The 24,274-nt window shown below is 41.6% G+C and carries 34 protein-coding genes; 33 read left to right on the top strand and 1 reads right to left on the bottom strand.

The window, feature by feature from the left end; all coding sequences use genetic code 11:
* The first annotated feature begins 29 nt into the window (after window positions 1–29).
* The 5 genes from RHS_RS29550 (at window position 30) to RHS_RS29540 (ending at window position 1,941) form a co-directional block, all read left to right on the top strand.
* The gene (locus RHS_RS29550; RefSeq protein WP_047835253.1) at window positions 30–455 is read left to right on the top strand and encodes a RusA family crossover junction endodeoxyribonuclease; all 426 of its coding nucleotides are present in this window, start codon (window positions 30–32) and stop codon (window positions 453–455) included.
* Complete coding sequence (locus RHS_RS29545; RefSeq protein ID WP_047835252.1) at window positions 437–652, top strand: hypothetical protein; 216 nt, start codon at window positions 437–439, stop codon at window positions 650–652. The genes RHS_RS29550 and RHS_RS29545 overlap by 19 nt, the downstream gene beginning before the upstream one ends.
* Window positions 645–809: a hypothetical protein gene (locus RHS_RS32410; protein WP_395023677.1), complete on the top strand. Its 165-nt coding sequence runs from the start codon at window positions 645–647 to the stop codon at window positions 807–809. The genes RHS_RS29545 and RHS_RS32410 overlap by 8 nt, the downstream gene beginning before the upstream one ends.
* 359 nt (window positions 810–1,168) lie before the next feature.
* Window positions 1,169–1,345: a hypothetical protein gene (locus tag RHS_RS32405; protein ID WP_394909926.1), complete on the top strand. Its 177-nt coding sequence runs from the start codon at window positions 1,169–1,171 to the stop codon at window positions 1,343–1,345.
* 158 nt (window positions 1,346–1,503) lie between these two features.
* Complete coding sequence (locus tag RHS_RS29540; protein ID WP_047835251.1) at window positions 1,504–1,941, top strand: hypothetical protein; 438 nt, start codon at window positions 1,504–1,506, stop codon at window positions 1,939–1,941.
* Between the two features lie 376 nt (window positions 1,942–2,317).
* Here RHS_RS29540 and RHS_RS29535 read toward each other — a convergent pair whose 3' ends face one another.
* Window positions 2,318–2,497: a helix-turn-helix transcriptional regulator gene (locus RHS_RS29535; RefSeq protein ID WP_047835250.1), complete on the bottom strand. Its 180-nt coding sequence runs from the start codon at window positions 2,495–2,497 to the stop codon at window positions 2,318–2,320.
* Window positions 2,498–2,964: 467 nt separating this feature from the next.
* Between RHS_RS29535 and RHS_RS29530 the strand changes: the two genes are divergently transcribed.
* The 28 genes from RHS_RS29530 (at window position 2,965) to xerA (ending at window position 23,979) form a co-directional block, all read left to right on the top strand.
* Window positions 2,965–3,381: a terminase gene (locus RHS_RS29530; protein ID WP_047835249.1), complete on the top strand. Its 417-nt coding sequence runs from the start codon at window positions 2,965–2,967 to the stop codon at window positions 3,379–3,381.
* On the top strand, window positions 3,378–4,745 hold the full coding sequence (locus tag RHS_RS29525) for a terminase (protein ID WP_047835248.1): 1,368 nt from the start codon (window positions 3,378–3,380) through the stop codon (window positions 4,743–4,745). Before RHS_RS29530 ends, RHS_RS29525 begins: the two co-directional genes overlap by 4 nt.
* The gene (locus tag RHS_RS29520) at window positions 4,742–6,325 is read left to right on the top strand and encodes a phage portal protein (protein WP_047835247.1); all 1,584 of its coding nucleotides are present in this window, start codon (window positions 4,742–4,744) and stop codon (window positions 6,323–6,325) included. Before RHS_RS29525 ends, RHS_RS29520 begins: the two co-directional genes overlap by 4 nt.
* Window positions 6,249–6,470, top strand: coding sequence for a hypothetical protein (locus RHS_RS29515; protein WP_047835246.1), 222 nt, complete (start codon window positions 6,249–6,251; stop codon window positions 6,468–6,470). Before RHS_RS29520 ends, RHS_RS29515 begins: the two co-directional genes overlap by 77 nt.
* 5 nt (window positions 6,471–6,475) lie before the next feature.
* On the top strand, window positions 6,476–8,140 hold the full coding sequence (locus tag RHS_RS29510; RefSeq protein WP_047835245.1) for a phage minor capsid protein: 1,665 nt from the start codon (window positions 6,476–6,478) through the stop codon (window positions 8,138–8,140).
* On the top strand, window positions 8,124–8,435 hold the full coding sequence (locus RHS_RS29505) for a hypothetical protein (RefSeq protein ID WP_047835244.1): 312 nt from the start codon (window positions 8,124–8,126) through the stop codon (window positions 8,433–8,435). Before RHS_RS29510 ends, RHS_RS29505 begins: the two co-directional genes overlap by 17 nt.
* A 68-nt stretch (window positions 8,436–8,503) precedes the next feature.
* Entirely contained in the window at window positions 8,504–8,668 is a 165-nt protein-coding gene (locus RHS_RS32400) for a hypothetical protein (RefSeq protein ID WP_395023676.1), read from the top strand.
* Between the two features lie 165 nt (window positions 8,669–8,833).
* Window positions 8,834–9,448, top strand: coding sequence for a hypothetical protein (locus RHS_RS29500; protein WP_047835243.1), 615 nt, complete (start codon window positions 8,834–8,836; stop codon window positions 9,446–9,448).
* A gap of 17 nt (window positions 9,449–9,465) precedes the next feature.
* Window positions 9,466–10,377 carry a hypothetical protein gene (locus RHS_RS29495; RefSeq protein ID WP_047835210.1) on the top strand — a complete coding sequence of 304 codons (912 nt, stop codon included), beginning with the start codon at window positions 9,466–9,468 and terminating at the stop codon, window positions 10,375–10,377.
* A complete protein-coding gene (locus tag RHS_RS29490) occupies window positions 10,377–10,598 on the top strand; it encodes a hypothetical protein (RefSeq protein WP_047835209.1) in 222 nt (73 codons plus the stop codon). The genes RHS_RS29495 and RHS_RS29490 overlap by 1 nt, the downstream gene beginning before the upstream one ends.
* A gap of 5 nt (window positions 10,599–10,603) precedes the next feature.
* Window positions 10,604–10,996 carry a hypothetical protein gene (locus RHS_RS29485; RefSeq protein ID WP_047835242.1) on the top strand — a complete coding sequence of 131 codons (393 nt, stop codon included), beginning with the start codon at window positions 10,604–10,606 and terminating at the stop codon, window positions 10,994–10,996.
* Window position 10,997: 1 nt separating this feature from the next.
* On the top strand, window positions 10,998–11,336 hold the full coding sequence (locus RHS_RS29480; RefSeq protein ID WP_047835241.1) for a hypothetical protein: 339 nt from the start codon (window positions 10,998–11,000) through the stop codon (window positions 11,334–11,336).
* Complete coding sequence (locus tag RHS_RS29475; protein WP_395023675.1) at window positions 11,333–11,716, top strand: hypothetical protein; 384 nt, start codon at window positions 11,333–11,335, stop codon at window positions 11,714–11,716. Before RHS_RS29480 ends, RHS_RS29475 begins: the two co-directional genes overlap by 4 nt.
* Window positions 11,716–12,126 (top strand): minor capsid protein, encoded by a 411-nt coding sequence (locus RHS_RS29470; RefSeq protein WP_047835240.1) that lies wholly within the window; start codon window positions 11,716–11,718, stop codon window positions 12,124–12,126. Before RHS_RS29475 ends, RHS_RS29470 begins: the two co-directional genes overlap by 1 nt.
* Window position 12,127: 1 nt before the next feature.
* Entirely contained in the window at window positions 12,128–12,649 is a 522-nt protein-coding gene (locus RHS_RS29465; protein WP_395023665.1) for a phage tail tube protein, read from the top strand.
* A gap of 48 nt (window positions 12,650–12,697) precedes the next feature.
* Complete coding sequence (locus RHS_RS29460; RefSeq protein ID WP_047835239.1) at window positions 12,698–12,994, top strand: hypothetical protein; 297 nt, start codon at window positions 12,698–12,700, stop codon at window positions 12,992–12,994.
* A complete protein-coding gene (locus RHS_RS29455) occupies window positions 12,975–13,337 on the top strand; it encodes a Gp15 family bacteriophage protein (RefSeq protein ID WP_395023674.1) in 363 nt (120 codons plus the stop codon). The genes RHS_RS29460 and RHS_RS29455 overlap by 20 nt, the downstream gene beginning before the upstream one ends.
* Window positions 13,327–16,773, top strand: coding sequence for a hypothetical protein (locus RHS_RS29450; RefSeq protein WP_047835237.1), 3,447 nt, complete (start codon window positions 13,327–13,329; stop codon window positions 16,771–16,773). The genes RHS_RS29455 and RHS_RS29450 overlap by 11 nt, the downstream gene beginning before the upstream one ends.
* A gap of 14 nt (window positions 16,774–16,787) precedes the next feature.
* Complete coding sequence (locus RHS_RS29445) at window positions 16,788–17,141, top strand: hypothetical protein (protein WP_047835236.1); 354 nt, start codon at window positions 16,788–16,790, stop codon at window positions 17,139–17,141.
* A 15-nt stretch (window positions 17,142–17,156) separates the two neighbouring features.
* On the top strand, window positions 17,157–19,523 hold the full coding sequence (locus RHS_RS29440) for a tail fiber domain-containing protein (protein ID WP_047835235.1): 2,367 nt from the start codon (window positions 17,157–17,159) through the stop codon (window positions 19,521–19,523).
* Window positions 19,520–19,834, top strand: coding sequence for a hypothetical protein (locus tag RHS_RS29435; protein ID WP_047835234.1), 315 nt, complete (start codon window positions 19,520–19,522; stop codon window positions 19,832–19,834). Before RHS_RS29440 ends, RHS_RS29435 begins: the two co-directional genes overlap by 4 nt.
* Window positions 19,835–19,848: 14 nt before the next feature.
* A complete protein-coding gene (locus tag RHS_RS29430) occupies window positions 19,849–20,757 on the top strand; it encodes an Ig-like domain-containing protein (protein ID WP_047835233.1) in 909 nt (302 codons plus the stop codon).
* A gap of 11 nt (window positions 20,758–20,768) precedes the next feature.
* Complete coding sequence (locus RHS_RS29425) at window positions 20,769–21,110, top strand: PF13754 domain-containing protein (protein ID WP_395023673.1); 342 nt, start codon at window positions 20,769–20,771, stop codon at window positions 21,108–21,110.
* Window positions 21,056–21,325 (top strand): hypothetical protein, encoded by a 270-nt coding sequence (locus RHS_RS29420; protein ID WP_027296108.1) that lies wholly within the window; start codon window positions 21,056–21,058, stop codon window positions 21,323–21,325. Before RHS_RS29425 ends, RHS_RS29420 begins: the two co-directional genes overlap by 55 nt.
* On the top strand, window positions 21,325–21,501 hold the full coding sequence (locus RHS_RS32395) for a hypothetical protein (RefSeq protein WP_395023672.1): 177 nt from the start codon (window positions 21,325–21,327) through the stop codon (window positions 21,499–21,501). Before RHS_RS29420 ends, RHS_RS32395 begins: the two co-directional genes overlap by 1 nt.
* Before the next feature lies 1 nt (window position 21,502).
* The gene (locus tag RHS_RS29415; protein ID WP_047835232.1) at window positions 21,503–22,030 is read left to right on the top strand and encodes a hypothetical protein; all 528 of its coding nucleotides are present in this window, start codon (window positions 21,503–21,505) and stop codon (window positions 22,028–22,030) included.
* Between the two features lie 360 nt (window positions 22,031–22,390).
* Window positions 22,391–22,789 carry a hypothetical protein gene (locus tag RHS_RS29410; RefSeq protein WP_047835231.1) on the top strand — a complete coding sequence of 133 codons (399 nt, stop codon included), beginning with the start codon at window positions 22,391–22,393 and terminating at the stop codon, window positions 22,787–22,789.
* A gap of 191 nt (window positions 22,790–22,980) precedes the next feature.
* Complete coding sequence (xerA, locus tag RHS_RS29405) at window positions 22,981–23,979, top strand: site-specific tyrosine recombinase/integron integrase (protein WP_047835230.1); 999 nt, start codon at window positions 22,981–22,983, stop codon at window positions 23,977–23,979.
* Window positions 23,980–24,274: the final 295 nt, after the last annotated feature.

The following is a 24,274-nucleotide window of genomic DNA, read 5'->3' as shown; positions in this document are numbered from 1 at the left end:
AGTTTAGCGATTTAAAGGAGGAAAGTAATATGGTGACTGAATTTTTTATGCAGATGGATCCACCAACAAAAACGCATCAGGAGAAACAGGTGCATGTGGTGAATGGCAAGCCCGTTTTTTATGAGCCGGCAGAATTAAAAGCTGCCAGGGTTAAGTTACGAGATCACTTGGCACAATATGTGCCAAAAGAAAAATATATGGGACCGGTTAGGCTGATAGTGAAATGGCTTTTCCCAAAAGGCAGTCATAAAGATGGGGAATACAAAGCCTCAAAGCCTGATACAGACAATTTACAGAAAATGCTTAAGGATGTTATGACCAATCTAAAATATTGGCAGGATGATGCGCTGGTAGCTTCTGAGGTAGTAGAAAAGTTTTGGTCTGATATACCTGGTATATATATCTACATTGAATCATTGGAAGGGAAAAATCCGGCATGGGCGAAAGAGAGTTGAAAAAATACTGGGAACTGTTTTCAGATGTGTGGAATATGTTTCGCCTGATATGCAAGTTTAATGGGTCGGAACAATCATGGAAGAAGATTATAAATATTGGTCAGGATATTGTAAAGAAGCATGATGACAGCCGGCTATGTAAAGATCTGGTTCTTGCCATAGAGGATGAATTTGAACGGGGGATAAAACATGAATGAACCAAAATATGAAACCTGCAGACACGCAATAAGCGTAGGAGAAATGGCAATATATGTACACCCAACTTGTAAACGGTTCAACATGATCATGGGAACACTTGTGAGCAGCAAAAAGCGGTGTGAACGGTGCCGGAGCTGGGAAGGGAAGGAGGATTAGTAATGAAAGAGCTTATATTTATGTTTTTTGCTATATGCTGGATTATATCGGCAGTCGCGTGGACTATATGTTTGATTTATGCAATTAAAACACACGAAATAATTCCTATGTTGATAGCTTTATTATTTGTGCAAGTTTTTAATGTTGGGATATTGATTACAAGGTTATTATATTAAAATTTAGGAGAAAAAAGTGAATAAAAGGCAGGAAAAGAAAAAGAGAAAAAACATAGAAAGATGGCACAGGATGGAGATTCTCGGATATAAGAAAGAAAAGAAACTTAATAGAGATTACCGAGAACTTTGTATCTGGTGGGAACGCATTCGGAAGCGAAAAATTGAAATTTTATGGAGGGAAATATGAATAACACTAATGCAGAAATGGTGGCTCGTAATTTTTATAATTGGCTTGTTGATATGGGATATTCAACCGATACCGACAAGGCAGAAGATATCGAAGATGTAATAAAAGATTTTGTGTGTATTGAACACGAAGCACCTAAATTATTCAATTTGCTTAAAAATTTAAGTGATTAAACTGAAATTTAAGAAAGGAAAATGAATGAAAAGAGAAAGCAGAACAGCGGCAATAAGGCACTTAGATAGCGCCAGGCAGGATAAAGCCATGTTTGCGGATATTCCGGAATGGGCATGGTGGCATTTTAGACATATACCATATCAAAGGAGGGGTGGAATTGGAAAAGAAAACATTAGAAGACTACAAGAAGTTAGATCAGGACATAAAAGCCCTGGAGAATCGGATCAACAACCTGCGGAGCATGACAGCAAACTATGAATATGGATCTGCAAAGGGATCTAATCCGGAATTTCCATACCAGCCCATGACATTTCATGTGTCTGGCTACAATATCTTAGATGACGAGAAGAAGCGGATCCGGATCAGGAACTTGGAAATAAAGTTAGAGAAACAGAAAAAAGCATCTGAAGAGAAGCGGATAGCGGTAGAAGAGTTTATTTCAGGAATAGAAGACACCACTTTACGATTGATCTTCACTTATTTATTTGTGGACGGGATGAATCAGGAAGAAGTGGGGAAAAGACTTTGTATGGACAGAAGCCGGGTGAGCAGAAAAGTTGATAATTATTTAAAACGCACACAAAGCACAAAATAACGTGATATAATAGATATTGTAGAAGTAGGTTCAAAGAACCCACTTGGAACTAATAGGTACAGCTCATCTATTTGTTCATTGAAAAGTTCTCCCAAACACATACGATTACCGGGTGTCAAAGCCCGGCAGTTGAATCGCCCGCAGTGCAGATCTGGGTTCCTGAATGGGAGTAGGTTGTAAGACTTAGAATTCCTTTGTTCTGCACAAACGGTCTATAAAGAAAGAAATCCAAACCGGGAGTGACCGGTGGTGGTCGATCCAGTTTTCGGGCGTCTGTTAAAACCGAGATGGTTGCCGCACAGGGTGACTGTGGAAAGGCACTTACTTAGCGTAGGTGCTTTTTTGCGTATAATAGAAAATGCAGCCGATTGACTGCCTAATCTCTGCACAACTCGTCCAGTGTAATACCGAGGGCATCGGCAAGTTGAATAGCAGTTGATACCCTGCAGTCATTGCGGTTTTCTATTTCTTGAATCGTTCTGCGGGGTACACCTGATAGAGCAACTAATTTAGGGACGGATAATCCCTTTGACAAGCGTATTTCTTTAAGCTTCATTTGGAGTGTCCTCCTTTTTTAAAGTATTTCAGGATAGATATAATCAGTAAGAAAATGGTCAGGAAGAGAATGATATAATCCAGTTTTCCAAGATTATTAAAATCCATCAGTTTTAGTGATATGAATACAATGAGTAAAGTTGTAATAGTATCTTTCATCTTTTGGTTTCATATGGTATAATAACATTACCTATAGAAGGTGGGGAGCGTTGCTCCCCTTTGAGTGCTTATTTATCACCTGTAATCCAATCAGTCAGTTTCGCGGCTATCTGAATGGCTAACCAGATGATGGTAAGCACTTTTATTATGTCATCCATATGATTCCTCCTTTCCTTTAATATGTATATATTATAGCACATAAAATAGTGCTATGTCAATATGAAAGTTGCAAATAATGTAAATAATTTCAGCACTCGGATGAATATTCTGGGTGCTTTTCCTATGTATAAAGAAAGAAGGTGAGCCGGAATGGCTATATTACCAAATGCAAGGCATGAAAAATATGTGCAGTACTTAATACAGGGAATGAGCCAGAGAAAGGCTTACCGGGAAGCATTCAAAAATGCGGAGAACTGGAAAGACAGCACAGTAGATAACAGGGCGTGCGAATTATATAATACCGGGGAAATATTAGGTAGGTACAAGGAATTGCTGGAAGAATCCAGAGATAAAGCTATTATGAGCAGAAAAGACCGCATGGTTGTTTTGAGTGAGCTTGCATCCAATAAAGAAGAGAAGCCGGATGCAAGGATCAGAGCAATAGATACCCTGAATAAAATGGATGGAGAGTATGTAAACCGGGTTGAAGTATCAAGCGGGTTGAAAAACGAACAGACAAAGCTGGATGATCTAATCAAACAGATGCATGGCGGTGATGGAGGATGAGCAGTGAACGGCTGATCTTATCAGAGAAATATAAAGCATTCTTAAAATGCGATGCATCGGCAGAATTTCTGGAAGGCACCACATCTGCAGGAAAGACTACGGTTGGATTGTTTAAGTTTATGCTTAAGGTTGCAGAATCCCCGAAAAAGCTGCATATAATAGCGGCAAAGGATACCGGAACCGCTGAGAAGAATATCATCAACAAGGATCTTGGAATCATCGATGATTTTGGCGTACTGGCAGAATACAACGGCAATGGAACCAAGGACGATAAGATCCCCCATATACGATACCATACGTCTCGGGGGGATAAGGTAGTCTATGTAATGGGGTATGGAGACAAAAAGAAATGGCAGAAAGCCCTGGGAGGGCAGTATGGCTGTCTTTACATAGATGAAATCAATACCGCAGACATCGAGTTTGTCCGGGAATCAGCGATGAGATGTGATTATTTAATGGCTACGCTGAATCCGGATGATCCCAGTCTGGCTGTATATAAGGAATATATCAACAGCTCCCGTCCGCTTAAGGAATGGCAGGAAGACACCCCGAATGAAATAATGGAAGAGTTAAAGGAAGAACCAAAACCCGGATGGGTACATTGGTTCTTTTCTTTTCGGGATAATTTAGGACTGCCCAAGGAAAAGCTGGAACAGATTCTTATGAATACACCTAAGGGCACCAAGATCTGGAAGAATAAAATACAGGGGTTAAGGGGAAAAGCAACCGGTTTAATCTTTCCCAACTTTGACAGAAAGCAGCATGCTGTTCCAGCAGCATGGATCCAACAGCAGATCCAGTCCGGAAAGATCAAGTTCAAGAAGTTCTCAGCGGCATTGGATACCTCTTATTCCAGTAAATCACCGGATACCATTGCAATGGTCTTCCAGGGGATTACAGAAGACCGGAAACTTGTTACCCTGGCAGAAAAAGTTTACAGCAATGCGGACCTGAATACACCGCTTGCCCCATCGGACACCGTTTTAAAGCTGATTGATTTTTTGGAGCAATGCCGGAATGAATGGGGATTTTCAAGGGATGTATTCGTAGACAGTGCCGACCAGGCAACGCTGACAGAACTGAGGAAATATAAGCGGCTGCACGGCTGTCTGTATAACTTTGTGGATGCGTATAAAAAGGTCGGGATCATAGACCGGATTAAGCTGCAGCTTGGTTGGATACAGCAGGGATGTTACCTGGTAGTGGATGCATGCAGGGAGCATTTAGGGGAATTAGACCGGTATTCCTGGGATGAAAGCAAGGATAAGCCGGAAGACCGAAACGACCATACAATTAATGCGAATCAGTATGCATGGATTCCGTACCGGCAGCTGATTGGATTTGAGGAGGATGTGAAAAAGTGAGGTGGACAAAACGCATGGGTGACAATATAAAAAGGGGAATAATCAACTGGCTAAATATACAGCCGTCCGCTTCCAGTATACAGATTACCGAGGTAATGGACTTTGAACAAAGTGCAATCCGAAACAGAGTCTGGTATAGGGGAGAAGGAAATGAGTTAGAGCAGATGTACCAACAGAATCCAGAATACGCAGACAGGTATAAATTCTGGGCATCTAAGTGTACCCCTGGTATGGAAATGAGGAAGATACACACCGGATTGCCCGGGATGATTGTGCGGATTTTAAGCGGGATCATAACGGAAGATATGAATGACTTTGAATTTAAAAATCCAGCACAGGAACTGCTGTGGAAAGACATAGAGAAAGCAAACAGGTTTCGGAAGAAATTTGAAAGGTCTTTAAAAGAGGTACTCTATATAGGAGATGGAGCCTATAAGATTACCATTAACACTAAGAAAAGCGAATATCCAATCCTGCGCTGGTATCCGGGGGAAAGAATTGAATTGGTCTATGACGGAGATGATCTGGAAGAGGTGGTGTTCAAGACACCTTACACAGTCAGAAGCCAGCAGTATGTCCTGTATGAGCATTACGGACACGGGTATATCCGGAATGAACTGTATGAAGGAGAGAAACTGGTTGACTTGCATGCAATCGACAATACAAAAGGAGTGTCTGACTGGGCATTCGATGAGAAAGTAATTCTTGCGGTGCCGTTACAGGTGTATGAAAGTGCCAAATATGAGGGCAGAGGCGGCAGCATCTATGACGGCAAGGTGGATTGCTTTGACGCATTTGACGAAACCTGGTCGCAGTGGATGGACGCATTACGGGCAGGCAGGACGAAGACATATATTCCGGAATCGCTCATTCCCCGGGATCCAGATAAAGGGGATCTGCTAAAGCCAAACTCTTTCGATAATCGTTTTATTAAATGTGATTCTGATATGGGGGAGGGTGCCAGGAACCAAATCGACACGCAGCAGCCGGTTATCCCCCATGAAAGTTACCTTGCTTCCTATATAACAGCGCTTGACCAGTGTCTACAAGGAGTGATATCCCCTTCTACACTTGGCATAGACACAAAGAAGCTTGACAATGCAGAAGCCCAGAGGGAAAAAGAAAAAGCCACGCTATATACCCGGAATGCGATTATAGAGGCACTGCAGGAGACGCTGCCGGAAGTGGTTGCTGCATGCATAAATGCTTACAACTTACTATACGGGAAACCGGCAGAAGAGGTGGAAGTAAACATACCATTCGGAGAATATGCTAATCCAAGTTTTGAGTCACAGGTGGAAACCATAGGAAAAGCAAAAACCCAGGGCATTATGTCTATCGAGCGTGTGGTAGAAGAACTGTATGGCGATACCCTGGATGAACACTGTAAGCAGGAAGAGATCCAACGGCTTAAGGCAGAGCAGGGCATTACAGAAGCAGATGAGCCTGGTATCAACATGGATCTTGGAGGTTTTAAAGCAAACGTAGAAGGGGGGCTGCCAGATGAAAGTGCAGGTAGCGAAAAGAATGTACCGCATGAGCCGGAAGGAATACCAGGGGCTTCTAAAAATAGCCAGTGAACAGGTAGCCTTTGGAGTCTACGCAATTGAAAAAAATGATTATGCAGAACTGCGGTGTGATAAATGCAGCAGCTCCACCCAGCTTAAAGCAATGATCCGGCAGTTTAAGAGCCAGGGCTTTAAAGTGCTGTCGAATGGCAGGTGATCCATATGGAACCATATGATATCGAAGAAGCATTCGCTGCCATTGAAGAAGAACTGATCGCTTCCATGATGCGGAATATGAAGCGGCATAAGGTGGAAGAATCTGCAGAAGAAATGCGCTGGGAAATGTGGCAGGCAAAACAGCTGCAGGCACTGGAAAAATATAAGAAGCAGAACCAGAAGAAATTTCAAGGGAAATTTGCAGATATAAATGGATCTGTGGATGAAATAATCCATAAGGCAAGAAAGCAAGGCGGACTGGATCAGGAAATAGAGATCATGAATGCCATAAAGAAAGGTTGGAAACCTCCGGGAAGTCTGAATAAAAGTATGCAGACAACGGGTGAGTTTTTTAAACTGAATGATCGTAAACTGAATGCCTTGATCGGAGCCACCCGGAAGGATTTTTCCAAAGCGGAACACGCAATGTTACGAATGGCGGATGATCAATACCGTAAGATTATTTTTAATGCACAGGTATATGCAAATACCGGAGCGGGCACCTATGAAAAGGCCGTAGACATGGCAGCTAAGGATTTTTTGGGTTCCGGCATAAACTGCATTGAATATAAAAACGGGGCAAGGCATAAAATAAGCGATTATGCATTTATGGCAATACAGACAGCTTCCAAACGTGCCTATTTGACCGGAGAGGGAGAAAAGCGGCAGGAGTGGGGAATCAGTACTGTTATAGTAAATAAGCGTGGAAATCCCTGCCCAAAGTGTCTGCCGTTTGTGGGCAAAATATTGGTTGACGATGTATGGTCCGGTGGCAAACCATCAGATGGGAAGTATCCGCTAATGAGCACCGCTATAGCAGCCGGTCTATATCATCCGCGATGCAAGGATAGCCATACGACATACTTTCCGGGAATATCTACTGCAGATGATACCTGGACAAAACAGGAGTTGGAAGTTGTTGAGAAAGTAAATAAACAAGAGGCACAAAAACAGCATGCGGAGAGGCAGGTTGAAAAGTTAAAACGATTAGCTAAGTTTTCTTTAGATGAAGACAATCAAAGGATGCATGGTGACAGAGTAGCGGAATGGCAGGAAAAAATCGGTTCAAGAGCAAAATCACAATTCATATATAAAAATGAACCTGTTTATTATGACAAAAAGAATGACTATTCTGTATCTCTTCCTGAATATGATGAAACAGTTAATAGAGGATTATCAGAGGCTATTGAGGATGTGGCTAAAAAAGGAAATGAGGATAGATGTGAGCATATGCATCTTGTAAATCTGAAAACAGGAAAGCTGGAGTATTACGAAACAAATGGAGATCCTGGAAGTGTTGGTATTGATTTTTGGAAGTATGTAGAATCCCATCCAGACGAGAATTTTGCTTTTATCCATAATCATAATATCATTAGCTCGTTGTCAGAGGCCGACCTTACCACTCCAATTTTATATCAGAATATACCTGTTCAGATAGCAGTACAAAACGATGGTATGAAATACATTGCAAAACGAACTAAAGATGCTGATATTGACTTTTATCCAGATTTCTATTTTGAGGAAGAATTGGAAGACTTGAATAAATTGTCCAGGAGTGGTAAAATTACACCAGTTGAAAGAAGCGCCAGAAGAGAAGAAATAATAATTGAGAGTATATTGAAAGAGTTTTACGGGGAAGGAGTTGTTGCTATAGATGGGAGAAATAAATAATTGGGCTACACCATCAATGAAAGAGTTTATTTTTTGGAAAGATGATATGTCACCTGAAGAGTTTGAAATAGAGCAGGCATACTATTTTGGTAAAATGAGGGATCCATCAAAACGGAAACAATATCTTCCTATTTGGCAACAGAGATTAAAGGATAACTCAAAAAAAATATTCATTGATGAAGCATGGGCTTCACCATATATGAAAGGTTTTGATTTTTGGCGGGTTGGAATGACCGTGGATGAGTATAAAGAAGAATACCATAGTTATTTTGAAAAATTAAAGGAAATAAAGTAAAACCACCAGTCGATATATATTGATCGGTGGTTTTATTATGAACATAATTCAGTAGGAGGTGATACAGTGTGAAAGTAAAAGTAAAGGCAAACTTCCGAGATCGTGAAAATGATCTGAGACTTCGACAGACAGGCGAAGAGTTTGAGGTGAAAAGAGACAGAGCTGAGAAGTTAACAAGGCTTGGGCTGGTTGAGACTCTTCCAGATAAAGCTGAAGAAGAAAAGAAAGGGTAAGGTGGTCCATCCATCTCCCTGTAAGGCGCGGGGTGAAGCGTCTTATTTTTATGCCCGAAGGCTTTAAACTACGGTGAGACACACTGTGAAAACTGTTAGTGGGAGACACCCATAAAACTGTGGAAACATGGAGACACCATTTAACTGTAAAGGAGATATAGAAAAATGAGTAGATTACCAATGAAATTACAGATTTTTGCAGAGCCGGGGAGCACAGATCCAGAAGCACAGGCAACACCGCCTGCAGGACAGCCGCAAACCAATGCAGCGCCTGCAGCACCACAGATCGATTATGATAAGATTGCGCAGCTTATCCAGGGAAAACAGTCTGTGGCAGAAGAAAGCGTGTTAAAAGGCTACTTCAAGCAGCAAGGGCTTTCCAAAGAGGAAGCAGAGCAGGCGATGGCTTCCTTTAAGCAGCAACAGGCAGCACAGCAGCCGGATGTAAATGAACTGCAGACGAAGGCCGCACAGGCGCAGGCGATGGCACAGCAGAAGGAAGTTGAGAATCAGGCTATTTTGCAGGCGATTCAGCTGGGAATTGATGCTAAGACCGTACCTTATGTGCTGAAATTAGCCGACTTGAGCAATGTAATGGGACAGGATGGAACGATTGCAGAGGAAGCTTTAAAAGGAGCCTTAAACAAGGTTCTCGAAGATGTACCCGCATTAAAACCAGCAGCAGAACAAACCTCAGGCTTCAAACAGATCGGAGCCGGCGGAGGACAGCAGACAGGTTCAAATGACCTCTTATCAGCGGCATTTGGCAATAAAAAATAAGAAAGAAGGTATAAGAAATGTCAGTTTACAATTATGCAGAACAATTTGAGAGAGAATTACAGCAGAAATATGCAAGAGAGCTTACTTCTTTTGCGTTAACACAATCAAATCCGGGGATTAAGTTTATAAATGCCCAGACAATCAAGCTTCCGAAAATGACGGTTTCCGGATATAAGGACCATAACAGAAATGCTATGGGATTTAATGCAGGCACCGTGACAAATGACTGGGAGCCAAAAAAGCTTACACACGACAGGGACATTGAGATTCCTATCGATCCGATGGACATTGATGAAACAAACCTTGTCCTGGAGATGGCAAACATCCAGAATGTCTTTGAAGAAGAGCAGGCAATCCCGGAAAAGGATTCCTACCGGTATTCAAAGCTTTATGCAGAGGCGAAAGCATATAAGGATAAAGGGGCAATTATTGACAACACGGTGCTTACAGTTGATAACATCTTAGATTGGTTTGATAAGCAGATGGAAATCATGGATGATGCATCTGTGCCCAGCGAGGGCAGGGTTTTGTATTTAACCCCTTCCATGAATACGCTGATTAAGAATGCATCTAAAATCACAAGGAACATCGATGCCAGCGTGGGTGGGGGAATTGACCGCCGCGTTTATTCCCTGGATGATGTTACCTTTGTAAAAGTGCCAAGCGCCCGTATGAAAACAAAGTATGATTTTACAACCGGATGTGTGCCGGCAGCTGACGCAAAACAGATCAACCTGATTCTGGTGCATCCTTCCTGCGTGATCTCCCGTGACAAATACGCATACATGAAGTTATTTACCCCCGGATCCGACAGCCGTACAGCGGATAAGTATGTTTACCAGAACAGATACTACACCGATACCTTCCTGATCGAGAATAAAGCATGCGGTATTGCAATTAATGCAGAGGCGGAAGGAGCTGGGGCATAATGACAGCCGAAAAAGGAAATAAAGTGTATGCGATTGATGATTCCATGAAAGCACAGTACCAGAATGAAGGTTTTGATATCAAAGACGGTGCCGGGAAAGTGATTGCTTATGGGAAAGGGAAAACCGTTCCATATGAGGCATATATGAAAGCGGTAATGGAACTGGAAGCGTTGAAAAAAGCAAAAGGAAAGAAACCGGTGCAGGAAAAAGAAGGTGAATAGCCACAATGGTAAAATATAAACCATACGCCAGCGAAGCATACTATTCGGATATATATAATGGAACAGTCATTACAAATGATGACGATATGGAAAAGTATCTCAAACAGGCAAGCCGCCACCTGGATTCCCTGACTTACAACCGGATTGTAAGCCGGGGATTTTCTAATCTTACACCGTTTCAGCAGGAGATCCTTCAGGAGGTATGTTGTCAGCAGGCAGAATTTGAATACCAAAACAAAGATATCTTTGACATGGTCTTATCCGGATATTCCATAAACGGCGTTTCCATGCAGTTTGGGGAAAGCTGGAATGTTACCATACAGAAGGGGATCCCGATGAGGCGGGACATCTATGAGCAGCTTTGCCAGACGGGATTATGCTGCAGATTGGCGGTGTAGGATGCAGTACCCTAATTTAGTGCCAAAACAGTTCTGCACCACACCGGTCCACATCGTAATAGAGAAAGAAGGCCTGAACAAATACGGTGAGCCAGAAACAGCCCTGGAAACAGATGCCATGTGCAACTATCAGGATATGGCGAAAACAGTATTTACCGGAGATAAAAAATATGTACAGATTACGGGTACGGCACTTATTCCAGGGGATATTGCACCAGAATTACCAACTCTAAGCGGAGGAACCGCTATTATATTTGAGGTAAAGAGGAAAATATACCAGGGAACAAAGGCAAGGAATCCGGATGGCACCGTAAATTATGTGGAGTTGATGCTGGAATGATGAATGTAAATTCAAAGGTTAAGATAAACAGCCAGAAGATAAAACAGTTAACCCGCGCCCAGGTAACCGCATTGGAGAAAACCGCAGAGGCGCTGCATACCGAAGAGGTACAGGCGCAGGTGATCCCAAGAGATACGGGAGCACTACAAAACGAAGGATCATTTGTGGACTACTCAGAAGCGGGAACTGGCAGGGTCAGTTTAGTTTCAAGCACGCCCTATGCAAGAAAACTGTATTATCATCCGGAGTACGGATTTCAGACAGATGAAAATCCAAATGCAAAGGGGAAATGGCACGAAGACTGGCTTCCTGGCGGCAAGAATAAAGACTTTGCAAAGAAAGCCTATCAGGAATTTTACAAGAAGGAGGCTGGATTATAATGCTGATGTTAGAAGATGTGCGGGATCTGGTGTCTGGTCTTGGATTCACAGACGATAGTAGTGTCTATATGGGAAAGTTAGACGCAAAGCAGGATCAAAGCATCGGAGTGTACAATTTAAAGCGCTCAGCGCCTTATACAGTGGCGATAGGCGGGAAAGATAAAGAATCCTATGGAACGAAGCAGATCAGCATCTTAATACACTGGAACCGCAGTATGCGGGATACAGAAGCTGTTGCTGCAGAGTTATTTGATAAGCTTGCAGCCATGAGAGAAGTAAGAATCAATGAAAAGCAGATAAAATTTATTCATCCGCTTGTAGATCAGCCGGTGGATGTGGGAACAGATGACAATGGGATCTATGAGATGGTTATTGAGATAGAACTTATATATGAAAGGAAAGGTGATTAATTTGAAACAGAATGAAGCAAGAGCAGCAATTGAGGGCAGGAATATGCGAATTCCATTAAACCTGCAGACCTTTGCAGGAGAAAAAGCAAGCGGGGTTTACCCGTGTTATGAAAACCAGTTCCAGATTGATACAGCGGTTTCCGGTGGAACAGCAGCATTAAAATCAATTGCAGACTGTGAAACTTTTGAAGTGAGCTTTGACAATGGAGTGGAAGAATGGAATCCATATGACACGGAAGGTTGGACCCGAAGGTTAATGACATCCAAGTCAGTTACGATTTCTGTAACAGCCAAAAGAAATGTTGGAGATGCTGGTAATGATGCAGTTGCTGCATTGGTGTGGTTAAACGGACGAAAGGTGGAAAAAGACTTCCAGTGGACGTTTCCAGATGGCACAACCGTTAAATTTGCAAGTGCGGTTATTAATGTAACAAATGCGGGAACAGGAGATGCTACAGCTATAGCACCACTGGAATTTGAAGTGTTAAGTAACGGGAAACCAACGGTAACACCAGCAGCATAAGGCGGGAGAAATCCTGCCTTTTCTTAAGGTATAGAAGGAGATAGAAAAATGGCGAAGAAAATAGATATTACGGAAAAGCTCAAATTTGAGGAAAATCCAAGCATGATTATAAAAGGTATTTCTTATGAGGTTGATGCAGGCGCAACTACGATGCTTAAAGTTATGGGGCTGCTTGGAGATGGAGAAAATATCACCGCCCAGGCAATTCTTGAAATGTACAATTGCATTTTTAGTGAAAAGGAAAGAAATAAATTAGATAAACTTCATTTGAAGTTTGAAGATTTGCAGACTGTAATTAAAGCAGCAGTAGACTTGGTTACCGGAGATGCAGACCAGGGAGAGTAGCGAGCCGTATTGTGATTTGATAGATGACTTTGACCTGGTCGTATCATCTTTCCAGTCGCAATACGGGATCCGTTTGTCCAGGGAATTAAATGAGATGAAGTGGGATGAATTCCGGGGTCTGTTTGTTGGACTGGGACCCGATACGCCTTTAGGCAGGATAATCGCAATCCGGTCAGAAAAGGATAAGGATGTTTTGAAACACTTTACCAAAGACCAGCGGCGTATCAGGACGGAATGGATGAAACGCAGCGCACAAAAGGTGAGAAATGATGATATGGGCAGAATTCTGGAAGCATTTAAAAATGGTTTTATTGAAATGGCAGGTGGTGTAAATGGGAGCTGAAAGCGTAGGGCAGATTGCTCTTGATATGTCTGTAAATAAAAATGGGTTTGACAAACAAATGAAAGGCATAACAGGACTTGCAAAAAAGGCAGGAGTTGCCATTGCAGCTGCATTTGCTGTTAAGAAACTGGTTGATTTTGGTAAATCCTGTTTAGATTTGGGATCGGACCTTAACGAGGTTCAAAACGTTGTGGATGTGACGTTTCCCCAAATGTCCGCCCAGGTAAATGAATTTGCTAAAAGTGCAGCAACCAGTTTTGGGCTTTCTGAGACGATGGCTAAAAAATTCACCGGAACTTTTGGCGCAATGGCAAAAGCATTCGGTTTTAATGAAGAGGCAGCTTATGAAATGTCCACAGCCTTAACCGGTCTAACCGGTGATGTTGCGTCTTTTTATAATATATCACAGGATGAAGCATATACAAAACTGAAAAGTGTGTTTACAGGAGAAACGGAATCCTTAAAAGATTTGGGAATCGTTATGACGCAAACTGCTCTGGATGCGTATGCAATGTCAAATGGTTTCGGAAAAGCTACTAATGATATGACCGAGGCGGAGAAAGTAGCATTAAGATACCAGTTCGTACAACAGCAGCTGGCAACAGCGACTGGTGACTTCGCCAGGACATCGGATGGATGGGCAAACCAAGTAAGGATCCTGTCCCTGCAGTTTGATTCCCTTAAGGCAACGATTGGCCAGGGGCTGATAAACCTATTTACCCCTATTATTAAGGCAGTAAATACTTTAATCGGTAAGTTGTCCATCCTGGCAAATGCTTTTAAGTCTTTTACAGAGCTGATAACCGGCAACAAATCCAGCGGGCAAACGGCAGCACCAGTTGCAGATCTTGCAGATACTGCCGCAGCGGCAACCGGAAGTTTAGATGGAGCATCCGGTGCCGCAGACGGACTGCAGGAATCCACAAAGGGAGTAGGGAGCGCTGCAAAAAAGGCCGCAAAGGATATGAAAGCCCTTATGGGTTTTGACCAGGTAAATAAACTGGCAGATCCGGAAACAGACAGTGATGATTCCGGATCCGGCGGTGGAGCGGTGGGCGGTACTGGTGGTACAGTTGATTACGGGAATTTAGCGAAAGGTGATACGGTAATCGATAAAACAGCTTCTAAATTCCAGGGCTTAATTGATAAGGCTAAGGAACTGGCGGGGCTGTTTAAAAAAGGATTTCAATTAGGATTTGGCGATAGTGAAAAAAGGATTGTATCAATAAAAGGGCATTTAGCCGGCATTGGACAGTCCCTGAAAGAGATATTTACGGATACGAAGGTGGCGGGAAGCTTTAATTCCATGCTGGACTCAATCGCATTGAACTTAGGGAAAGTGGCAGGAAGTGCTGCCAGTATGGGGCTTACGATTGCAGACAATTTAGTGGGTGGGATTGATAAATATCTTAGCCAAAACAAAGAGTTTATCAAGCAGAAGCTGATAAGCATATTTGATGTGGCAGCTGAGATTGCAGCCCTTTCCGGGAAATTTTCAGTTGCAGTAGCGGATATCTTTACCGTATTTGCGGGAGATGATGCTAAGCAGATAACAGCCGACATTATCTCGGTATTCTCCAACGGATTTTTAACAGCAGTTGACCTTGCTGGAAAGCTTGGCCGGGATATCCTTGACACCATAACATCACCGATTGTAGAAAACAAAGATAAGATGAAAACCGCATTGGAAAATACCCTTGCACCGATCAGAGACGTTGCGGATTCCATCGCAGGATTATTTAATAACACCTATAAAAAGATCGGTGAAACATACGACACTTATCTGGCCCCATCGTTTACAAAAATAAAAGATGGAATAAGCAGTATTCTTTCTACAATCTTAGATACTTATAATACTTACGTGGCACCGGTGCTGCAGAGCATTGCAGATAAGTTTTCCAAGCTGGTAAGCGAACATGTACAGCCGATGGTTGACAGCTTTTTGGATTGTTTTGGAAAAATAGCTAATGCGGTAGCGACTACATGGGAAGAAACGATTGCACCCTTTGTGAATTGGATTATCGAAAACATTGTACCGGTAGTAGCACCGTTGTTTGAGCAACTGGCAACCGGTATCGTGGATACATTTGGAAAGATTGCGGATATCGTAAAAGACGTGCTGGATAAACTTGGGGCATTTGCAGACTGGTGCAGTAATAATCAAACACTGGTTACTGCAATAGCTGCGGGATTAGGATCATTTTTCCTGGCATTTAAAGGGGTTACCTTTGTATCGAAATTGGTAAGCCAGATAAGGATTCTTACACCTCTTCTCGGGGGGATGGGAAGTGCAGCGACATCCGTTATCCCAATGCTGGGAAAAATGAAGTCGGCTGGTGTGGGATTATTCGACACAGTTAAAAATCTTGCTACAGGATTGGGAACAAAATTAGTAGGTGCATTTCAGTTTTTGATCAGCCCGGCTGGCCTGGTATGCGTTGCTATAGCAGCGATTATTGCAATTGGCGTTTTAGTTTGGAAAAACTGGGATACCATTAAGGCAAAGGCAATAGAAATCTGGGGAGCCATAAAGGAATGGTTCTCAAAAACAATAGATGCAATAAAAGGATTCTTTACCGGATTGTGGAGGGGGATCACTGACACTTTTGCAAGTGTAGGCAGTTGGTTTAAAGAAAAATTCACGGCTGCAAAAAATGCAGTTACCGGAGCATTCAGCACCATAGGGTCCTGGTTTGGTAACAGATGGAAAGACATCTCCGGAGCATTTTCGAATACAAAATCATTCTTCCAATCTACGTTTTCTGCGGCCTGGGGTAATGTGAAAAACGCTTTTTCAAAATCTGGGAGCTTCTTTGCGGGCGTGTGGAGTGGAATAACCGGAGCCTTCGGGAATATAACCAATTGGTTTAAAGATAAGTTCTCTGCAGCCTGGGAAGCGGTTAAAAATGTATTTAGTTCTGGTGGGCAAGTATTTGACGGCATTAAGGAGGGGATCTTAGAGGGACTAAAGGCTGTTATAAATGCGTTAATTAATGGGATTAACTCAGTAATATCGGTACCTTTTAATGGAATTAACTGGGCATTAGATCAACTTAGAAATTTAAGCATAGGCCCTCTTGAGCCGTTTACCTGGCTTCCAAGTATTGATACACCACAAATCCCGGCATTGGCACAAGGTGGATTTGTGAAACCAAACACACCACAGTTAGCCATGATCGGGGATAACCGGCACCAGGGCGAAGTTGTAGCACCGGAAGGTAAAATGCTGGAAATGGCAAAGCAGGCGGCATTGCTGGCTGCATCCGGAAGCATTACCAAGGAAGAACTGGAATCTATTGTTGACCGGGCAGTAATCCGGTTAATAGCAGCATTATCTGCCCTTGGCTTTAACCTGGATGGGGAAACGATAGCGACTGCCGTGCAGATGGCACAAACCGGTATGGATCGAAGATTTAACGCAGTAACAATTAAGTAAGGAGGGGATGGCACATGTTTATATTGCAATCCGGGGACATAAAACTGCCAGCCCCCGTTTCCATGAAGATAAATGATGAAATTATATGGAGTTCGGACACTGGCAGGACATTAAATGCCTATATGATCGGAGAAGCCATTGCGGAGAAAAAGACAATTTCCCTGCAGTGGTCCTTTTTAACGGAGCAGGACATTGTCCTTATAAAAAGCATCATGACGGTAGGTTTTTTCCCGATTACGTTCCGGGATGATGGCAACTTAATCACGATGGAGAGTTACCGCGGGACACTTTCTAAGGAAGTGATGGGAGATATAGGAGACGGGTATTATTGGTATAAAAGCGCCAATGTGGATGTAGTGCAACGATAAAGAGGTGATCAATAAATGATAAACACGAGTACAGAATATAAAAAAGCAATACAAAAAGACCGGGAGTTTCGTATCCAGGATACGATAACTTTTAAAGACGGTACCAAACAGGGCAAAACGATAACCCTATCAACGGGTGATTTTATGTCTTACAGCATCAATGGTGCCACATCCAGCAGCGGAAAGTTCGATATTGGAGCAGCAGTAATAAAGAAGTACACTGCAGTTCTAAACAATATGAATGATAAATTTTCGGAGTATGATTTTGAAGGTGCAGATATCCGGTCCTATATCGGATTAAAGTTAGAAGACGGCAGCTGGGAAGTGTTAAGTAAAGGGACTTACCGGGTATGTAAAGCAAGATCAAAAGATCTTACAATATCAATAGAGGCATATGACTATATGCTGTTCTTCGATCAACCTTATTCTAAAAGTAAGCTTTCCTACCCAGCAACCATTAATGAGATTATCGCAGACGCATGTTTATGCTGTCAGATGACATATAATGCCCAAACCATACAAAATGGTAGATTTACAGTAGAAAAGCGGCCGGAAGATGAAGCATTAACATTCAGAGATATTATATCTTACTGTGCTCAAATCATGTGCTGCTATGCTAGGATTAGTAACGCAAATGCATTAGAATTTGGATGGTATGATTTTAGTATATTCGACAGTAATGATAACATTTTAGACGGCGGGGACCTCTATGATTATACAGGATCAAATGCAGATGGCGGGAACTTTAAAGATTATACTGGCGATATAAAGGATGGCGGCAGCTTCACTGACCAGAGAGATTTTCACCATCTTTATTTGCTGGGGAGTCAAGACATTGATGTAGCAGACATCGTAATTACTGGCGTAAAAGCTACAGCGGATAACAGTTCAGATGATAATAACGATAAGACAGAATCCTACCTATATGGTACAGAGGATTATGCTTTGTCTCTGGAAGGAAACCCGTTGATACAGGGAGGACACACAGAAGAAGTGGCCAGATATGTAGGACCTAGAATTGTAGGTAGGCGTTTTAGACCATTGTCAATAACCTGCTTGTCGGATCCAAGCATTGAAGAAGGCGATGTTGCATATGTAACAGATAGAAAAAACAACACTTATAAAACGGTAATTACAAATACAACGTTTTCTATGGGGGGTTATCAAAGTGTTGTGTGTGATGCAGAAACGAAAACCGAGAATAATTATACTAGGTATGGAGCAGAGACTAAACTTCTGGCGCAAGCTCATAAGGATATGCAAAATGAGATTAGTCAATATGATATCGCAGTGCAACAACTTAACAGTTTGGCATTGAATTCTCTTGGGTACTATGAGACGATCACCAGAGAAGATGACGGAAGCATGATAAAGTACATGCACGACAAGCCTGAAATGAAAGACAGTAAGGTTGTTTACAAAAGATCCATAGATGGTTTTTTTATAAGCCTTGACGGAGGAGAGAATTTTAAAAGTGGATTCGATAAATACGGAAATGCTGTTTTGAATGTCATTCAGGCTATAGGTATTAACTTCGATTGGGCAAAAGGCGGGACACTTACCCTTGGAGGGAAAGACCATGAAAATGGTGTGCTAAAGTTATTGGATAAGGATGATAACACGATAATGACGCTCACTGAAAATGGCCTTAATGTGCTCAAGGGGGATATTAGTGGTTCTACGATAACCGGTTCGGAATTTAAAAATGCAACAGGGACGTTTGAAATAAGTAGCGAAGGCATATTGAGTTCTTATTCGGCGAGCAAAAAAAGGAGCCTTATCTTAGATGATGCGGGAATATATGTTTCTGGGATGACGGAAGCTGGATACGAGGGGGCGTATGGTTTAAGATGCACGAGCGGTTCAATCAACGCGGATTATCATTCGCAAGGTATTTTCTTTAATAAGCAAGAGAATCCAGATGTAATAACAGAAAACGACTTTGTTTTTCATGTGAGAATAGAAGATAGGTACATGCTTTGCCGTTGCACAGCCCATTTTGATTATCCGGTTTTCATTCAAAATAAATTATATGCACAAGAGGTTACTGCCGGTAAATTTGTTAATGACTCTGATCCAAGGCTTAAAGATATAGAATCGCATATTACAGATGCAGAAAAAACTCTTAGCAAGCTTGAAACCATCATCTTTCGGTGGAAAGATGAAGAAGACAAAAAATTGCATATGGGTTTAAATGCAGATAATGTGCAAAAAGTATTCGGGGACGAATACGGCATAGTTTCGGAAGGCAGGGAAGGATACAAGGGTGTTTCTTATATAGAGATCATTCCACTACTTATTTCGGCGATAAATAGCCATTCTGAGCGCTTGGAAAGAATTGAGAGGAAGTTAGATAAATTATTACAGGAGGGGATCGGATGATAATTTTAATTAGAAGAGGGAACGAAAAAGATTTTGACCCCTCTAAAATGCGCCCTGGTGAATTTGCAGTAATGCTGGATACCAAGAAAGTATTTGCAACTTTTGCGGCAGGCGAAGTAAAACAGCTTGCCACCATAGAAGACATGAAAGCCTTGCTAAACAGCACCAATGAGCAATTTGCCGCCCTGCAGGAGCTGTTAAAGCAATTAGAAAGCGGCGGTGCAGTCAGTATTCTTGCAGATCTTGCACAGGCAAAAAAGGATATAGAAACGCTAAAATCAGACGTCCAGGGAGCCTTGGGCGTTATTTAAATGGAGGAAAAGACATGGCAGTAAAAACAGTTCAGGCTATTATAAATGGTCAAACACACACGTTAACCTATAATAGTACTTCCAAAAAGTACGAGGCCACTATTACAGCGCCCTCTGGGTCATCTTACAATGTAAATGCTGGGCACTATTACCCAGTTACTGTAAAAGCTACGGATGAGGCAGGTAACGTAACAACTAAGGCAGACACCGATGCAACACTGGGTGATAGCTTAAAGTTAAAAGTAAAAGAAAAAGTGGCACCGGTAATTACGATTACAGCACCTACAGCAAGTGCAAGACTTACCAATAACAAGCCAACCGTAACATTTACGGTAACTGATACAGATTCCGGTGTTAATCCAGATACAATTAAGATAACTATCGGATCATCTGTTATTACATCCGGTATTACGAAAACACAGAATGGCAAGAATTACACCTGCAGCTACGTGCCTACAACAGCACTTCCGGAAGGCAGCAACACTATTAAAGTTGATGCATCTGACTTTGATGGTAATGCCGCAGCACAGAAATCTGTAACTTTTGTTGTGGATACAGTTCCGCCAACACTGTCCGTAACAGCGCCGGTGGATAACTTAATTACAAACCAGGCAGCATGTACTGTAACAGGAACAACAAACGATGCAACTTCCAGTCCTTGTACAGTAACCGTAAAATTGAATGCCGGCGCAGCGGAAGCAGTTACAGTTAACGCAGATGGTACATTCTCGAAAGCATTAACACTTGTTGCGGGAAGCAATACAATTACAGTTGTATCTACGGATACTGCCGGTAAATCCAGCACAGTTACCCGGACAGTTACATTGGATCAGGTAGCGCCGACTATTAAGTCTGTAACGATTACGCCAAACCCGGTAGACGCTGGCAAAACCTACGTGATTTCTGTAGAAGTAACGGATTAGGCGGTGATCCTATGGCAGTAAAACGCTTGATAGGAAAAGTTGATCAAATAGAAATCGTATTTGAACGCATGGAAGGGGATCTGTGGCAAGTACAGATCCCTGGAGATGAGGACTGCACATATATTTTAGAGTTGTATGCAACTGATGAAGCCGGCAATGAAACATTTATGACCAGAATCTTCTTTGAATATGATCGTTCATCAAAGAAGGTTATCATAAAGCCGGTTCCCTATTTGGCGGCGCTGGTAGCACAGCAGTATTTTGGGGAAAGAATATTAACAAGCAAGGAGGTGGGCGGATGCTTAAAACAAAATTTGATATCGGAGAAGAACGGCATGTGCAGATTGAGATAACATCTGAAGCAGGCGGGGAATTTAAGATATGGATGGCAAAATTTGAACTATGGACAGAGGATGAAGCCCTTGAAATGGAGGGGGAATGCATTGTAGACGAACATGTAATTGATGCCTACATACGCCCACTGACTGCGGGAATGTATACACTAAAATACATTTATCTGATAGGTGATGAAACCTGGATTGAACCGGTAAGGGTGGTGGTATCGTAATGGCAGTAGCAAATATTGTTATAAACGATGTAAGCATAAGCCCTAACCCGGTTAATACCGGGCAACAGTATAAATTAGCCGTTGGAATTATACCAGAAACTTTTGAGATCACCACGATGGATGATTATTCTCTGGTTGATACTGATGGTTATATCTTAATTTGTAAGGAGGAATAGCATGGCAACAAGAAAAATAACGGATCTGACGCAGGCCACCACGGCGAGTGACGCAGATCTGATGGTAATACAAGATACGAGTAAAACTAAGAAAATAACATTCTCAACTTTACTTACCAGCATTAAATCAAAACTTGGAGTAGGTACTGCAGCAAACTTAAATACTACAAGTAAAGAGATCGTAGGGGCAATTAATGAGATAAACACGAATTTAGCTACAACATATAATTACGATAAAATGTATAATTTATGGTATTCATCCGGTAACGTAATAACCGATAAAGTAGGAAAAATACTTATTGTAACTATTGCATTGCAGGCAAAATCCCCTTTACCATTAAATGTATGGCATAAACTTATAGCGCTGCCAGCCGGATCCCGCCCAGCTCACACTTTTTATGGCAACTATGACAATGGTACTTATAATACAACAATAAAAGTTGAGGCGAACGGGGATGTCTTAGTACTTTCAGGTAAAGCAATTGCTGCAAACGAATGGCTTGTCGGCAGTGTAAGCATTGCTTGCTAAATACTATTTCCATCGTCCTATAGCTAACCATCTAAACGGGCTATCATATGGAGTATTTGCATAAGGTGCACCCATTAATATTGCACGGAAATTTGTAAAAGTTAAGCCATCAAACATGATACCATTCTGGTAAGCAGGGGTCTCAAGAGTAAGATTCACACATACATGGCAATTAGTGTTAAAAGTATAAGGAAAAGTTATAACTTTAGTTGAATTAGAATTTCCATTGGTAGTAAGACTTCCAGAATAAAAACCCCATTGCAACATTGTCCCATCGGGTAATTTACTATATCCATTACCCCCATTACCTAAATTCGTGTTTAACTCTGAAACCTATTTAAAAAAAGAAAGGATGATTTTATGGAAAAAATAAAATTAAACAACAATAAAACATTTGAACTTATTACCTGTGGAGTAGACTGCACGCCGGAAAAGATTGTGTTCTTTATTCTGCCTGGAAACACCACATTAACTGAAGTAGAAACAGCATTTAACCCTGAGAATACTAAAAAAATTTATAGGCTGTCAGCCCAGGATGAAGAAGAGCTGCAGCTTTATACCGGATACACAAAACTAACCGGTATTGAGAAGCGTAAAGAAGCTGAAATTGATACAAACATTACAGAGGCAGGTGAAGTCACGCCGGTTCTGGGTGATTTGATCCGGATCGAGTTGGTTAAGCCAAATGAGACAGAAGAAAGAATAAAGTCCCTGGAAGAAACTGTTGACACTTTAACCTTAGAAATTTTAGGAATGTAGGAGATTAGAACATGTTTGAAACAATTAAGAGAATATACCATAATACAAGTAACGCGGAAGTAGTGGAAAAAGCATTTCAAAAAGGTTGGATTACAAAAGTAGAAAAAGAAACTATTTTAGCAGCATAATGTTTCCGAACCCTCTTATCTTTAGTAGAATAGATACGATACGAAAGAATAGGAGGGTTTTAAATGTTAAAGGAACAATTGCAGGATGAAATATTACAGTGCCTGCAGCCGGATCTTAACGATTGCCAACTTGAAAGGCTTCGTAATACACTGTATATCAAGATGTATAACTATGACATTGTTGAGATCAAGGCTGAATTGGTGGAGTATGATGACAGCGATATGCGGATCATAAACCTTTTTCTTAATACGAAGCTGGTAGAGGGAAGAAGTAAGAGAACAGTGGAGCGTTACAAGCTCGTTTTGCGGATGCTTAGCGAATATTTTGCAAAGGGTGTAAGAAATATTGATACCAATGATTTGAGGTACTATTTGGCTAAATACAAGGCTGACAGAGGGGTGTGTAACAACACATTAGATGGAATGAGAAGAGTAATAAGCAGCTTCTTTGCCTGGCTGAGTGATGAGGGGTACATTGTAAAGAACCCAACCCGAAGGTTGAACCAGATCAAAGTAGAGAAGACCATAAAAAAGCCATTAAGCGATGAAGAGCGGGAACGGTTAAAATGTATCTGTTCTAGGGAGCGTGATCTTGCATTGCTGGAATTCCTATATTCTACAGGGGTCCGTGTTGGGGAATTGGTGGGACTGGACCGTAAAGATATAAGGTTTCAGAATAGAGACTGTATTGTTTTTGGTAAAGGTGGAAAAGAAAGAGAAGTGTATTTAAATGCCAGTAGTTGTCTGCATTTAAAAAACTACTTAGAATGTAGGAATGATAATAATGAAGCATTGTTTGTTAGCGAAAAGGAACCATATACAAGATTAACAATATCCGGCGTAGAGGACATTTTAAGGCGCTTAGGGCGTAAAGCAGGTGTGGAAAAGGTGCATCCGCATAGATACCGGAGAACAGCAGCAACAAATGCACTTAATAGAGGCATGCCACTGCAGGAAGTTTCTAAGATGTTAGGGCACGCAAAGACGGAAACAACCATGATATATTGCACCATAAATGAAGAGAGTTTACGGTTTAACCACAATAAGTACTTAAGTGCATAATTATAATACAATTTAGAATATTTTTACATCTGCTTTTGGCAGGTGTTTTTGTTGTACCTAAAAATATTTTTGTACAGGAAAATAGGAACTAAAATCATCTGAGGAAAACACGAATTTAGCTACAACATATAATTACGATAAAATGTATAATTTATGGTATTCATCCGGTAACGTAATAACCGATAAAGTAGGAAAAATACTTATTGTAACTATTGCATTGCAGGCAAAATCCCCTTTACCATTAAATGTATGGCATAAACTTATAGCGCTGCCAGCCGGATCCCGCCCAGCTCAC

The sequence above is a fragment of the Robinsoniella sp. RHS genome (genome assembly GCF_001029355.1).
In the GTDB taxonomy this organism is placed as follows: Bacteria; Bacillota; Clostridia; order Lachnospirales; family Lachnospiraceae; genus Robinsoniella; species Robinsoniella peoriensis.
Note: the sequence above shows the minus strand (reverse complement) of the source record. Positions and strands in the feature narration are given on the sequence as shown.